The sequence below is a fragment of the Shewanella salipaludis genome (assembly GCF_012911865.1).
Classification (GTDB): Bacteria; Pseudomonadota; Gammaproteobacteria; order Enterobacterales; family Shewanellaceae; genus Shewanella; species Shewanella salipaludis.
Genome location: NZ_JAAXYH010000008.1, coordinates 156,526 through 169,807 on the forward strand (window position 1 = coordinate 156,526; position 13,282 = coordinate 169,807).

Below are 13,282 nucleotides of genomic sequence, written 5' to 3' on the forward strand. Positions count from 1 at the left end.
TTAAGTTGGAAATTCATGTTTGAAGTCAATCCGGTAAAATTCAAGATTAAGGAGCTCGCGGACCGCACCCAGCTCCTTAGGGGGTATCTTTGACTATGATGCCAAGCAAGAGCGTCTAGAAGAAGTCAGCCGCGAGCTGGAAAGCTCGGAAGTGTGGAACGATCCCGAACGCGCCCAGGCGCTGGGGAAAGAGCGCGCCGCGCTCGAGGCAGTGGTCAAGACAATCAATACCATGGACACGGGCCTGGAAGATGTCGAGGGCCTGCTGGAACTGGCGATAGAAGAAGCCGACGAGGATACCTTCAATGAGGCCAGCAGCGAGCTGAGCGATTTGGAGAAGAGCCTGGCGGAACTCGAGTTCCGCCGGATGTTTTCCGGCCCGAACGATGTCTCCGACTGCTACCTGGATATCCAGTCAGGCTCGGGCGGCACCGAGGCCCAGGACTGGGCCAACATGGTGCTGCGCATGTACCTGCGCTGGGGCGAGGCCCATGGCTTCAGCCCTGAGCTGATGGAAGTCACCGACGGCGATGTCGCCGGTATCAAGGGCGCGACCATCAAGTTCAGCGGCGAATATGCCTTCGGCTGGTTGCGTACCGAGACCGGGGTTCACCGCCTGGTGCGCAAGTCGCCGTTCGATTCGTCCGGCCGTCGCCATACCTCGTTCTGCTCAGTGTTCGTTTATCCGGAAATTGATGACGATATCACCATAGATATCAATCCGGCGGAACTGCGTATCGATACCTACCGCGCCTCGGGTGCCGGTGGTCAGCACGTCAACAAGACGGAGTCGGCGATTCGTATCACCCACTTGCCGACCAATACCGTGGTGCAGTGCCAGAACGACAGGTCCCAGCACAAGAACCGCGACGCGGCGATGAAGCAGCTCAAGGCCAAGCTGTATGAGCTGGAAATGCTCAAGCAGAACGCCGACAAGCAGGCCGCCGAAGACGCCAAGTCGGATATCGGCTGGGGCAGCCAGATCCGCTCCTATGTGCTCGACGACGCCCGCATCAAAGACTTGCGTACCGGGGTCGAGAACCGCAACACCCAACAGGTGCTCGACGGCGATCTGGACAAGTTTATCGAAGCCAGCCTGAAGTCCGGCCTGTAAGCCGCCGGCAACGAGCCACCGCTACCGAATTGAAGCTATAGATGAGAAACGAGATGACTGATTTAGTACAAGATGAAAACAAGCTGATCGCCGAGCGCCGTGCCAAGCTGGAGCACATACGCCCGACTTGTGAAGCCAATGCGCATCCCAATACCTTCCGCCGTACCCATAAGGCCGCCGAGTTGCAGGCACAGTATGGCCAGAACACCAAGGAAGAGCTGGAAGCCCTGGGCTTCAAGACCAGCATCGCAGGTCGCATCATGGCCAAGCGTGGTCCCTTCCTGGTGATCCAGGACGTGTCCGGCCGCATCCAGGCCTATGCCGAGAAGAGCGTGCAGGGTGAGCTGAAGGAGCGTTATCAGGGGCTGGACATAGGTGACATCATAGGGGTCACGGGTCAGCTGCACCTGTCGGGCAAGGGCGATCTGTACGTCAACATGGAAGAATACCAGTTGCTGACCAAGGCGCTGCGTCCCTTGCCGGAGAAATTCCATGGCCTGACGGATCAGGAAACCCGCTACCGTCAGCGTTACGTGGATCTCATCGTCAACGAAGAGTCACGCCAGGCCTTCATCATGCGCTCAAAAGTGGTTGCGGCTATCCGTAACTTCATGATCAAAAAAGAGTTCATGGAAGTTGAAACCCCCATGATGCACGTGATCCCCGGCGGTGCCTCGGCGCGTCCCTTCGTGACTCACCACAATGCCCTCGACATGGCCATGTACCTGCGTATCGCGCCCGAGTTGTACCTCAAGCGTCTGGTGGTCGGTGGCTTCGAGCGGGTGTTCGAGATCAACCGCAACTTCCGCAACGAAGGTCTGTCGCCACGCCATAACCCGGAATTCACCATGATGGAATTCTATATGGCCTATGCCGACTACCAAGATCTGATGGATCTGACCGAAGAGATGCTCAGCTCCATCGCGCTGGAACTCATGGGCAGCACCAGCATGCCTTACGGCGAGCATACGGTCGACTTCGGCGGTCCATACACCCGCATGAGCATGCTGGACGCCATCAAGCATTACAATCCGGACAATGCCACCATCCAGGCCATGACCTATGAAGAGGTCAAGAACGTCGGTTTCATGCGTGAACTGGCATTGAGCCTGGGGATGAAGGTCGAAGACTTCTGGACCTGTGGTCAGCTGCTGGAAGAGATCTTCGGTGAAACCGCCGAGCCCAAGCTGATGCAGCCTACCTTCATCACGGGCTACCCGGCGGACATTTCGCCACTGGCGCGTCGCAACGATGACAACCACTTCATCACCGACAGGTTCGAGTTCTTCATCGGTGGCCGTGAAGTGGCCAACGGCTTCAGCGAGCTCAACGACGCCGAAGATCAGGACAGTCGCTTCAAGGCCCAGGTCGATGCCAAGGACGCGGGTGACGACGAAGCCATGTTCTACGACGCCGACTATATCACTGCGTTGGAACACGGCCTGCCACCGACTGCGGGTCAGGGCATAGGCATAGATCGTTTGGTGATGTTGTTTACCAACACCCACACCATACGTGACGTGATCCTGTTCCCGGCGATGCGGCCACAGGTTTAAGCCGCTACGGCTCGCCTTGATGCGGTGCACTAACGAAAAAACCAGCCTCAGGGCTGGTTTTTTTTGCTCATTCATCCTGGTTATGGCTCCAGGCTTGCCGTGTCAAAGGGGGGCTACCGAGCCACTCATTGTCTGGCATTGGTCACTGCATAGCTCCCCCTGTGACATGCAGCGAGGCCGTTTGGGTATGCCGGCGGCGCCGGGCTCGGCCGTGTGACCTGGCGCAAAGGCTGGGCACTGGGCTTTCGTTTTCTCCCGCTATAGGCGTATAGTACTATGATATTTAGTGGCTTTTACTTAAAGCCATAAAGGAAATCCTAGCTCTACAGGGACGATCGCCATGAAAGCTTTATCTCTCTTCCCTCTCCTTTGTTTGGGGGCCTTGTTTGCCATTCCCCAGGTTCTGGCCCAGGAGACGCTAACCCTGGGGCTGATAGGCAAGACCAAGAAGGACAGTTTTTACGAGCAGTCACTGCATGGCTGCCAGGCTTACGCCAAGGCGCATACCAGTGCCGAACTAAGGATTGACTGCCTATACGGTGGGCCCGAGTATTTTCAGGACATAAGGGAGCAGGTGATTGCCATCAATGAGATGATAGCGCACGGCGTCGATGGCCTGCTGGTTTCGACCACAGACTCTCAATATCTGGTCGAGCATGCCCTGGTGTCGGCCAAAGCCAGGCATATTCCCGTCATCACCTTCGACTCAGATCTCCTGCCGGAACATAGTGGCTACCGCCTGGCCTATGTCGGTACCAATAATTTCGATCTGGGTGTCGCCCTGGGCAACTACGCCAAGCAGTTCAAGACCCAGGGGCAAACCTTGGTGTGTATCCAGTCCGGCAACGTCAGCACCCCGAATCTTGATGAGCGGATCCGTGGGGTGCGCTTCGCCTTATCCGGTGAGGCTACGGGCCAGCGCCTCGATGACGCGAATGGCTGGAAGGAATATGACAGGTGCCCCTTCTATACTTCGGGCAAACGCGACATGGCGTTGAACCAGCTGGAGTTGGTGCTGAAAAAGTCCGTGCCCGTGTTCATCGCCGTGGCGGGATTCGCCCAGTTTTCACCCCACTACATAACGCGGATGACACCCTACAGGCGGCAGATCAGTAGTCACGAGACAGTGATCATCTCCGCCGATACCGAAGCGCTGCAGCTCGAGGCGCTCGAGCAAGCGCTGTCTACCGTGAATATCGGCCAGCGTCCCTTCGAAATGGGGCGCCTGGGGGCGGAAATGCTCCACCAGTACCTGACGACGGGCAAGGCGCCGTCAACCGAATTCAGCTATCTCGGGTTTCATACCTGCACCCGGGAGAATACCGGGACATGCACAGGCGTCGAAGCGAATGATTCGGCCGGCACCAGGGGGGTCTATTGAGCCCAGCCTTGGCTCACCCCTTGCCGCCCTGTCGAGGTTACGCGACTTTGGTTTAATAAAGCGTCTTCAACGCTCGTGGCAACTCCGAAGGGGATGTGTAACCTGCGGCTGCAATTGAGGTTGAAAAAGAGTTTTGGCTGTCCCCACTATCCGCCACTATCCGTTCAGCCTGATGTCGATACCCACTGTCGGTATCGGCGCCGCTATCCTACTGATAGAGTCACTGTAAATATCTGTGTTACTCATCACCTGCCGTGGGCTTTCGCACTGTTACACCAATGACACGCCGTGAAGACATCCCTGTCGGCTCGACGGCGGCATCCATGCCGCCAACGGCCATTGGCGCAACAGTGCTTATTCTGGTGTACTCATTGGCAGCAGAGTAGAGTCGCAATGAGTTCTGTCCTACCCTGCTGTTCTGGAGCTCCCCGTGCCACCCCACGAAGTTGACAGCCCCTTGGGCTTATTCGAAAGTCACTAACGCTTCCGATGGGGCATCGGGCTCTTGATTGAATCGATAGCCCGAAAGCTACGCCGACGTCCTGTCGGCGTTACGCGACTTTCTTCAACGCCCCGCGGCAACTTCGAAGGGGGCTGGGTGAAACCTGTAAGTAAAGAGTTGTGCCTGTCCTGTCTTTCTACCTATGGTTTCTCTTGTTCTTTTCAGTTGCAGATTGCATCACTCGATATCACGGCTGCATGGATATTATGATCTCCTTCCAATACTACCTTTCCTTGTTCTACAAATGTGATAAGCACTTGACCATTTTTCAAACGATGAGGAGAAGGCTTGGCAATATTGCCAAAATCATGTTCAACCACCAATTCCTCATCACCTAGCTTGGCGTTACTTTTAATACATCTGCGCCACAATGACAGCTCCCCTTCCTCATCGACAGGATAAGAGTAATAAATGTCCATGTTGCCATCAGATCTCGAAACAGCTGTTGCATCATGAACAGTAGCATTGGTTAAAGTGAGAGGAGTAGGCTCACCCCATGTTTTACCCATATCGTTAGACATTCTAAAATGTGATTTCATAATAAATATTGGTTCGCCATTCGCTTTTGTCTTGCTTGTTTTGAAACCTTTTTGAAATAAATAAAGAAGCTTTCCATCACTAAAGGATGAAAGATATGGCATAGAACCAGAATTTCCTATATATGAAGGTTTATCAAAATCTATGCCATTATTGCTGATGGAAAAGTATAATTTACAACATAGCTTCTCTCTATAGACCAAGCCCACTTTATTACCGTCAACCACATGCCACTTGGCATTGCTTGCAGGGGATATAGGCATTTCCAATGAGAGTCTTTGTTGTTCTACCAGGCTGCTATCCACAAGTTTTGCTCTATAAGCAATAGCCTCAGACTTGTAGCTTTTTGATTCGATATAGTAGAGCCACTCATCATTGTTTATTGTGACTTGGCTAACTGAAGTTCTGATTTTTGCATTTTTGTGTGCTGAAACAACCTTTTGGGGAGTGAATTTTATTTTTTATTTCGACATATCCACTTGTGAGTAATGTAAATTTCCTTTGCGAACGTGATACCCGTCCCAGGATTCATACACTAGTATGTTGAGACCTTTCTCTTGAATAAGAGCACTATTGTATTGGATTTCAGGAGGCTGTTCTATTCTGACGATATTTTCTTTTCGCAAGGGCCGGTTGTCTTCACTTGCTGAAGTTGAAATCGAGCCTGAAATAAAGAGGATGAATAAAACAATTGATGTTTTTGTTGTTTTGTAACTGCAATGCATTAGCGCTCACCCTTGATTTTTAAATGATATCAGATGGTAAGGTGTTCGAAAATTCTCCCCATCATTTCGTAGCGTGACGAGTTGGTGTCCAGAGTGTTCCACTCTGAGAAGACTTGTTTCTTCTTGTGCGGAAACAATATTTAAAGAGGTCCTGTAAAGAGGGTAAGAATATCCATCACTTTTTATGCGTATGGGCCGGTTTTTAGCCAGGTGTTAATTGACGGAATGCCACAGTTATTTGTGAACGGGGCATCTTAACTTAAAAAGCTCCACCGACATATCGACGCAGTGGTGGCTCTATTTCACACTCACGTTTCATTAATTCTTGATGTTCATTTTCTATTTGTTTTTTATCAGCATCTGAAAATTTTAAATTCTCGGGTATAGCAGCTGAGCAAAACTCACAGTTATCCAGTCTTCGATTAAAAATTGTCCGCGAACATTCTGGGCATTCATACTTCATACAAGCCTCCGTTTTATCTAATGTCACTAGGAGAGGTAAATGGAATCGTCTTATTTTTTAATCATTAATGCCACTATATAGAATGAGGAGATCCATCACTCATTTCCGGCTCCAGCCAGCAATCACCGCCACAGGTTACAGTCATTCCCCTTCGGAGTTGCCGCAGGGCGACGGAACAAATTGCGTGAGTCTTGCCATGGATGGCAGCAGGCTTGTCGTCCTGACTCTGTCTGTTGTCCTTCGTCTGTTGTTCTTCAGCTTGGGCTTGTGCCCTAAGGTATTAATCTACTGAGGAAAGCGCTCGAAAACAAGGTTAATTACCCGTTGAATGTAACCGCCGTCCCCGGATGGGGGCGGCGAGTCTGAGGCTAGTGTGGTGCGTGACCATCGACCAGGTAAACATGGTGCAGCGTCAGGGTGCCGTCGGCTTCGGCTTCGGCCCAGATTTCGAAGTGTTCGTTGCCGTAGATCCTGTGACCCAGGCCGAAGCCCTTGTTAGCGCATTTCTTGCCCCTGCAGCTACCGGTGGGCTCGCTGCTGTCGGCGAAGCTGTCGTAGCTGTCCAGATGGGCATAGATGTCGGCCAACATCTGATAGTCGTGGGTGTTGGGCCATTGGCTGCTGCTCGATTGGCTGTAATCCATACAGGTATTCTGGCTGCTGCCGTCTTCACTGGTGTGCCCCAGCCCGAACACATGGCCGATTTCCTGGCACATGACGTGATTCTTTTCTTCTGCGGTCCAGTAGCTGGCGTAACTGTCGTTCATCTTGGCGGTGCCCTTGATGATGTGGCCCGCGCTGTCCAGGTTGATGGAGGCCAGCCCCAACCAACCGTTGTAGCCATAGGCGGCGTTACAGACCCGCATCTTGCCTGTGACCATGGCGCAGCGTTTGCGGGTACGGCTGCCGTTGTCTGTCGCGCCGATCTGGAGATTCAGCACTGCAGACTGGGACCATTGGGCCAGTGACTCAGTGAGTTCCCCCTGCCAGTCGGCGCTGGTGCTGTCGATGACCTGCAGCGTGAAAGGGCTGGCGGTGCGGGCCCAGTGATAGCTGCCCCAGCTGTGGGTTGCCAGTGCGGCAGTTGAGAATAACAGCCCGGGGAGGGCGAGGGTCAAGGTTGTTTTTTGCAGATTATTCATCGTCTCATATCCTGTTATCAAACGACACCTACAGGACAGAGAGCGGCGATCCTGGGTGCCTGAGTTTATATCCGACACATGCGCTTGAAGAGCATAATTAACCATAGTCAATGCCGGCGCCCTTGCCCAGAAAACTGCCGCAACCATTGCCTTGGCCGCGGCCACTGATTTGATACAGGATTAAAGGTAAATCTTGCCTTTCATATAGAGTACGGCGTCACCGGCAACCAGCACGCGCGCGCCGCTCAGGGCGCAATACAACAGGCCACCCCGGGAGGAGGCTTGATAGGCCGTCAGTACGTTTTTGCCCAACCGCTGACTCCAATAGGGCACCAGTCCGGCGTGAATGGAACCGGTAACGGGATCTTCATCGCCCCCGTTTGCCGGCCAGAAATAGCGGCTGACAAAATCGTAGCTGTCGGAGGCCGAGGTCACCACCACATCGAAGGGGGCCAGGCGTTTCAATTGTGCATTATCCGTCTCGACCTGCAATACATCCTGCTCGCTGTCATAGACGGCGAAGTAGGCCTGCTCGCTCAGCAACACCGTCTTGGGCGGAATTGACAGTCCTTGGAGCAGCTCGGCGGGCACTGTCGCCAGCGGGCTGGGCATTCGATTGGGAAAACTCATCTCAATCCGTCCCTCTGCCCCTTGGCTGACGGTCAGCTTGCCGACTTTTTCTGTGTGGAAACTGAGTTGCTCAGGCGCATTGAAATATTCAAACAGCACGAAGGAGGCGGCCAGGGTGGCATGACCACAAAAATCGATTTCCGTGAGCGGTGAAAACCACCTGATATCATACTCACTGGCGGCCATGGGCCTGATGAAGGCGGTTTCCGATAAGTTGTTTTCCGTCGCGATGGCCTGCATCAATGCTGCCGGGGGCCAGGTGTCGACCGGCACCACGGCCGCCGAGTTGCCCTTGAACTGTTCACTGGTGAACGCGTCTATCACATAGATTTCCAATTCCATGCCTGTGGTTTCCTTCGGGGATTGAGCCATGGGGTGTGTCTGGCTGTCGGCCTGACTGCAGCCTTCACCCTGCTTAGCTATCGAGCCTGCCCATGAGAAAGCAACAACTATCTCTTACATCATCAACCATAACAACAGGTAAATAGCATTGCTGTTATCGGCGGCCGATGAGTGGTCATCGAAGCGGCTATAGCCTGTGAGTGACTGCCATCCCTGGCCGGGGGAAAATTCGATGCGAAGCCCACCGGGGTCGCTGCACCTAGCTGTTTGGCCGCTCGACCCAAGCTGTGGGGGCGGGTCTGCTGTGACTTATTACCACTCCAGTCCCAGCTGTGACTGTGGCTGTTGTGGTTCGGGCGGTAACAAGGCCAGCTCCGGCAGCTTGAGTCTGGCTTGGGGAGACTCGGCATCCATGGCGAGCCTGTGGCGCAGTTTTTGGTATAGCCGCAGCGCCAACTCGGGAGCCCCGGCGTTGTCCGGGGTGTGGATGAACAGGTAAGGCTGTTTGCCTTCGCCGAGCCACAGCGGCAGTTGTTGCAACCAGTTGTCGAAGAAGGCGTCGTTGTCTCGCGGCGGCTGGGTCGCCGGATTGGCCTGGGCGAGCCCTGCAATCGCCTCGTCCGGTTGGCCTGACAGGGTTGGCGGCGGTGGCTATGGCATGCACCGGCACCCTGGGTTTCTTGCTGTGGGCATCGCGGATGGCGGCATCTTGGGGCGGCAGCGCAAACAGTGGCCGGCTGTCCATTATGATGCGGTTGCAGCCTCTGCCATGCAACAGCCGGTTCAGCGCCCGCTCGGCCTCGCCCTTGGCAAAGAAGGCCGGGTGGCGTACCTCGACCCCCAGCGGCAACCCGCTCGGCAGACGTTCGAGGAAACGCGCCAGTATCGGCAAGGCCTCGGGGCCGAAGTGGGCCGGCAGCTGGATTTTCCGGATACCTGTCTTGCCCATGAGCGGGGTCATCACGTTGAAGAAATCCCTCAGTTCGCTGTCGCAGTGCTGCAGTTGTTGTCTGTGGGTGATGACCTGGGGCAGCTTGAAGGTGAAACGGAAGCTGTCCGGGGTGGCCGCATGCCAGTTGTTGACAGTGTGACCTGCCGGGGTGGCGTAGAAACTGGTGTTGCCTTCGACCGTATTGAAGATCTGCGCATAGCGTTCGAGGCGCCCGGCACTGCGGCAGCCGGCGCCATAGACGCTGTGTTGCCACTGGTTGTGGGACCACATGGCCAGCCCCAGCCTGAGGCCAGGTTTAGCATCAGGTTCAGCGCCAGGGTTCGGGGCTGGGTTCAGTCCCTGGGGGATAGGGTATGAGGGGCTCAAGGGCGATGTTTCCTCGCTGGCGTTGCTCGGCTGCGGTCCATGGCCGCGGCTGTTGGTGCCGGCGGGTGCCGGACAGGCTTATTGTGCCGATATTCGAATGCGAGTCAAACCATTGGAGCGCTGCTGTATGTTCAAATCGCGGCTTGCTCAGGCTGAATGAGGTGCTGTCATGGATGATATGCGCGCGGCAGGGTGTGGCGATGAAGCAGCTGTGTCGGGTAGTGGAGAAGGCATGGCGCCATGCGGCCCCATGCCTTGTACTTGAGTCACTCGGGTAAGTGCCCTGTAGCTTGGCCGGTGCTAACTGCCGGCGCTTAGCTTACGACGTTGATGAATGGATCGAAGGTCATTTGCTTGCCATCGAGATCCAATACGATCGAGTATTGGTAGTTGGCACAAGTGCGGGTTTCCACTTCTGACGTCCAGAAAGGATTATTGGAACCGCTGGTTTGCTTGTTGGGCGCTATGACTTCTGTGTTGATGGCCTGGCCGGTAAACTTCACTATGGCAACCGCGCTGCTTGGGCTAACGGCTTCGACACGCCAGTTGATGGTTTGGCCATTGTGGCAAGTCGTAGTGAGCTCAGCGCCCCATGTGCTGCTGTTTTGTCCTGTGCTGTCGGCTAACAGTACATGCGCGCCCAAGTTACCTGTTGCCAGGGCTCTTTCTGCGTCAACGATTACCAGCACATCGATTGTGTTATTCATGATTAATTTCCTTATTTAAGAGTTGTCGGTGGTGAGCGCACACACCACGCTAAATGACCCGTATCCAATTTCAGCATCCGAAAAGATGCCAAAAAAAAATAGTCAACGCCCGATCCTTTTGCAAGCAAGCCTAAGATGAAATATTTATTACATCATAAACAATCTGTTAGCTTGTGATTGCCGAGTGGCGCCCGGCTTGGGCCGCGCGCCTTTGGGGCTGATTTTCGCCGCCTTAAAGTACCGCTTGAGTCCCTGTCCCTGTGTTGGATCCGGGCTGGTATCCGGATGTCGTCAGGCATTGCCCATGGCAGAAATGATCTCTGTGGCTGTGCCGTCGGCGATTTCTTTGTTAGCTTACGGATATGCCTGTTTATTAACCTAGAGTCTCAAGGAAGTGCCATGACAGAACTGCATCTAGCCCTAACGGATTTTGTTGAATACCCCCAAGATGAAATGCTGCGCCGCGCCGCGGATAACTATCAGGCGCTGAAGCGGCGTCATTCTATCCGCAAGTTTTCCGACAGGCAGGTTCCCCGGGCCATCATAGAGCAGTGCCTGCTGGCGGCGGGAACCGCCCCCAATGGGGCGAATCACCAGCCATGGCATTTCGTGGCGATAGCCAGTCCAGAGATAAAGGCGCAGATCCGCCTGGAGGCCGAGGCGTTGGAGCAGGCCTTCTACGATGGCCGCGCCGGGGAGGAGTGGCTCGATGCCCTCAAACCTCTGGGGACGGACGCCAATAAGGCCTATCTCGAACATGCGCCCTGGTTGATTGCGATTTTCAGCCAGAAACGCTCAGGGGCCGGGGAGGGCGACAAGAGCAACTATTATGTCCACGAGTCGGTTGGCATAGCCACAGGCTTCCTGATCCAGGCGCTGCACCATGCCGGGCTCGGCACCCTGACCCATACCCCCAAGCCGATGAGCTTTTTGAGCAAGATCTGTCGGCGGGACAGGGATAATGAGCGTCCCTATATGTTGTTGGTGGTGGGCTATCCGGCCGAGGATGCGACTGTGCCTGAGCATGCCATTCGCAAGAAGGCATTGGCGCAGATCAGCACTTTCCTCTGAGCTTGCCCTCAGTGTCGGCTAGCGCCCTGCATCAGCCTTGCCGGCCTGGGTCCAGCCTGGCTATCAGTCCCATGGAGAACCAGGCCTGCAGCGATTGCAGCACAGTCACAGGGGCCTGATCGGCATCGACATAGGCGAGCATGGCTGCACACTGAGTGGCAAAGTCCTCGCCGGCGAGGAAGCCTTCGAGCAGCGCCAGCTGGTAGGGCGCCAGGGAGATGAACTCTGTCAGTCGGCTCTCGCCGCGCCACAGCAGCCAGGCCCGCTGCGCCGAATAATCTGCCGCTGCCGGTGCCTGTCCCTGTTTCAATGCCTGCCAGCTCTCCACCGCGTTGCTGTGGCATTTGAACAGCTGCACGCTGGGATGAAACCTCAATCGACAGCCGGGCCAGAGGGCCGGCGCCAGGCCTTGCAGTTGCTCGAAAGCGGCTCTTGGCTGCTCGGGGGCGTCGAAGGCGTTCAGCAGCCGGCGCTCGAAGGCGGCGATATCGGCAAGGATGGGATCTTGATTGAATTGAGGGTGTTGCCGCAGGAAGTCCGGCAGGGCATCGCCGAAGTCCCGCAGGGATCTGAACTGGGATGGCCTGGCCTGGATGAAAGCCGAGGTTAGGGTGTTCCAGAGGTCGTCGCCAAGGTACAGCGCCAAGTTGGGGTGATCAGTCTCCAGCACTTCCGTCAGCCGCACCCTGTAGGCGTTGGCATAGATGCCGATGCGGGTGTCCAGGCTGATGCCGCCCTGATCCCGTATCTGGCGTTTGAGTCTGTCGGCCAGCGCCGGCCCGGGCTCGCCCTGCAGCAGGTAGGCCATGAAGTCCTGTTGCAGCTGATGCAGGCGGCCCTTGTCCGCCTGTTGTTGGTCTTTGCTCATAGGCTGCCCATCCGCTTGGCATCTTGGCCCGGCAGACCGGCGCTGTGGTGTTTGCCATGGTCGGCCGCCAGTTGTGGCAGGGTCTGCAAGGCTAAGGTACGCGCCATTGCCAACTCCTGCTCCAGCACGGAAAACTCAGGGATGTTGGCGTCTCTCTCTATCATGCTGCTGACGGGACCCAGGTGCGTTAAAGCCGCACTGTACAGGTCCCACACGGGATCGCAGATGGGACTGTCATGGGTGTCTATCACATAGTCGCCGTAGTCGCTGTGACCGGCGAGATGTATCTGTTGCACCCGCCTGGGATCCATTTGACGGATATAGTCCAGGGGCTCGAAGCCGTGATTGCGGGCGCTGACATAGATGTTGTTGACGTCGAACAGGATCAGGCAGTCGGCCTCCTCGGCCACGGCATTGAGGAATTGCCACTCGTCCATGCTGGAGTCTTTATAGGACAGGTAGCTGGAGACATTTTCCAGCAAGATGCGCCGACCGAGAAAGTCCTGCACTTGGCGCACCCGGGCGGCCACGTGTCTGACGGTTTCCTCTGTGTAGGGCAGCGGCAGCAGATCGTGGCTGTTGATGCCGTGGATGGAGGTCCAGCAGATATGATCCGAGATCCAGCGCGGCTGCACCTGGTTTGCCAGCTGTTTCAGCGCCTTGAGATAATCCATGTCCAGGGGATCTGTGCTGCCGATCGACAGCGACACCCCATGCATCACCAGTGGGTAGCGCTCGCCAATCGCCTCAAGGTAATACCTGGGCTTGCCGCCGCCGACCATGAAATTTTCCGATATCACCTCGAACCAGTCGACCTCGGGTTGCTGTGTCAGCACATGTTCGAAATGTTGGGTCCTCAGTCCCAGGCCGAAACCCAGGAAGGGCTGAGTGATCACTGTGTTTGTCACTGTCTCTCCTTGGAGGGA

12 protein-coding genes and 1 pseudogene are annotated in these 13,282 nt (G+C 55.4%); 4 read left to right on the top strand and 9 right to left on the bottom strand.

Annotated elements, in window-relative coordinates:
* Positions 1 to 15 precede the first annotated feature (15 nt).
* The 3 genes from prfB to HC757_RS12425 all read left to right on the top strand — a co-directional run bounded on the left by prfB (position 16) and on the right by HC757_RS12425 (position 4,051).
* Positions 16 to 1,114 (top strand): peptide chain release factor 2 gene (gene prfB, locus HC757_RS12415; RefSeq protein WP_169564690.1). Its coding sequence is split into 2 segments (ribosomal slippage): positions 16 to 90 and positions 92 to 1,114, totalling 1,098 coding nucleotides; the frame shifts between segments, so codons are not numbered across the junction.
* A gap of 53 nt (positions 1,115 to 1,167) precedes the next feature.
* Complete coding sequence (gene lysS, locus HC757_RS12420; RefSeq protein WP_169564691.1) at positions 1,168 to 2,670, top strand: lysine--tRNA ligase; 1,503 nt, start codon at positions 1,168 to 1,170, stop codon at positions 2,668 to 2,670.
* 340 nt (positions 2,671 to 3,010) lie between these two features.
* Positions 3,011 to 4,051, top strand: a complete 1,041-nt coding sequence (locus HC757_RS12425; protein WP_169564692.1) for a substrate-binding domain-containing protein — start codon at positions 3,011 to 3,013, stop codon at positions 4,049 to 4,051.
* A 663-nt stretch (positions 4,052 to 4,714) separates the two neighbouring features.
* Here the strand turns inward: HC757_RS12425 and HC757_RS12430 are convergent.
* The 7 genes and pseudogenes from HC757_RS12430 to HC757_RS12455 form a co-directional block, all read right to left on the bottom strand.
* Complete coding sequence (locus HC757_RS12430) at positions 4,715 to 5,395, bottom strand: sialidase family protein (RefSeq protein ID WP_169564693.1); 681 nt, start codon at positions 5,393 to 5,395, stop codon at positions 4,715 to 4,717.
* A gap of 679 nt (positions 5,396 to 6,074) precedes the next feature.
* A complete protein-coding gene (locus tag HC757_RS12435) occupies positions 6,075 to 6,278 on the bottom strand; it encodes a hypothetical protein (protein ID WP_169564694.1) in 204 nt (67 codons plus the stop codon).
* Positions 6,279 to 6,646: 368 nt separating this feature from the next.
* Complete coding sequence (locus HC757_RS12440; RefSeq protein ID WP_169564695.1) at positions 6,647 to 7,420, bottom strand: zinc metalloprotease; 774 nt, start codon at positions 7,418 to 7,420, stop codon at positions 6,647 to 6,649.
* Between the two features lie 180 nt (positions 7,421 to 7,600).
* Positions 7,601 to 8,392: a PhzF family phenazine biosynthesis protein gene (locus HC757_RS12445; protein WP_169564737.1), complete on the bottom strand. Its 792-nt coding sequence runs from the start codon at positions 8,390 to 8,392 to the stop codon at positions 7,601 to 7,603.
* Between the two features lie 312 nt (positions 8,393 to 8,704).
* Positions 8,705 to 8,932, bottom strand: coding sequence for a hypothetical protein (locus HC757_RS19190; RefSeq protein WP_425313965.1), 228 nt, complete (start codon positions 8,930 to 8,932; stop codon positions 8,705 to 8,707).
* 40 nt (positions 8,933 to 8,972) lie between these two features.
* Positions 8,973 to 9,614: pseudogene (locus tag HC757_RS12450) on the bottom strand (DUF72 domain-containing protein); the annotation flags it as partial.
* A gap of 410 nt (positions 9,615 to 10,024) precedes the next feature.
* Positions 10,025 to 10,417 carry a hypothetical protein gene (locus HC757_RS12455; protein ID WP_169564696.1) on the bottom strand — a complete coding sequence of 131 codons (393 nt, stop codon included), beginning with the start codon at positions 10,415 to 10,417 and terminating at the stop codon, positions 10,025 to 10,027.
* A gap of 399 nt (positions 10,418 to 10,816) precedes the next feature.
* On the opposite strand from HC757_RS12455, the gene HC757_RS12460 reads away from it, so the two are divergent.
* Positions 10,817 to 11,488, top strand: a complete 672-nt coding sequence (locus tag HC757_RS12460; RefSeq protein WP_169564697.1) for a nitroreductase family protein — start codon at positions 10,817 to 10,819, stop codon at positions 11,486 to 11,488.
* Between the two features lie 31 nt (positions 11,489 to 11,519).
* Here HC757_RS12460 and HC757_RS12465 read toward each other — a convergent pair whose 3' ends face one another.
* Entirely contained in the window at positions 11,520 to 12,356 is an 837-nt protein-coding gene (locus tag HC757_RS12465; RefSeq protein ID WP_169564698.1) for an HvfC/BufC N-terminal domain-containing protein, read from the bottom strand.
* On the bottom strand, positions 12,353 to 13,264 hold the full coding sequence (bufB, locus tag HC757_RS12470; RefSeq protein ID WP_169564699.1) for an MNIO family bufferin maturase: 912 nt from the start codon (positions 13,262 to 13,264) through the stop codon (positions 12,353 to 12,355). Before bufB ends, HC757_RS12465 begins: the two co-directional genes overlap by 4 nt.
* Positions 13,265 to 13,282: the final 18 nt, after the last annotated feature.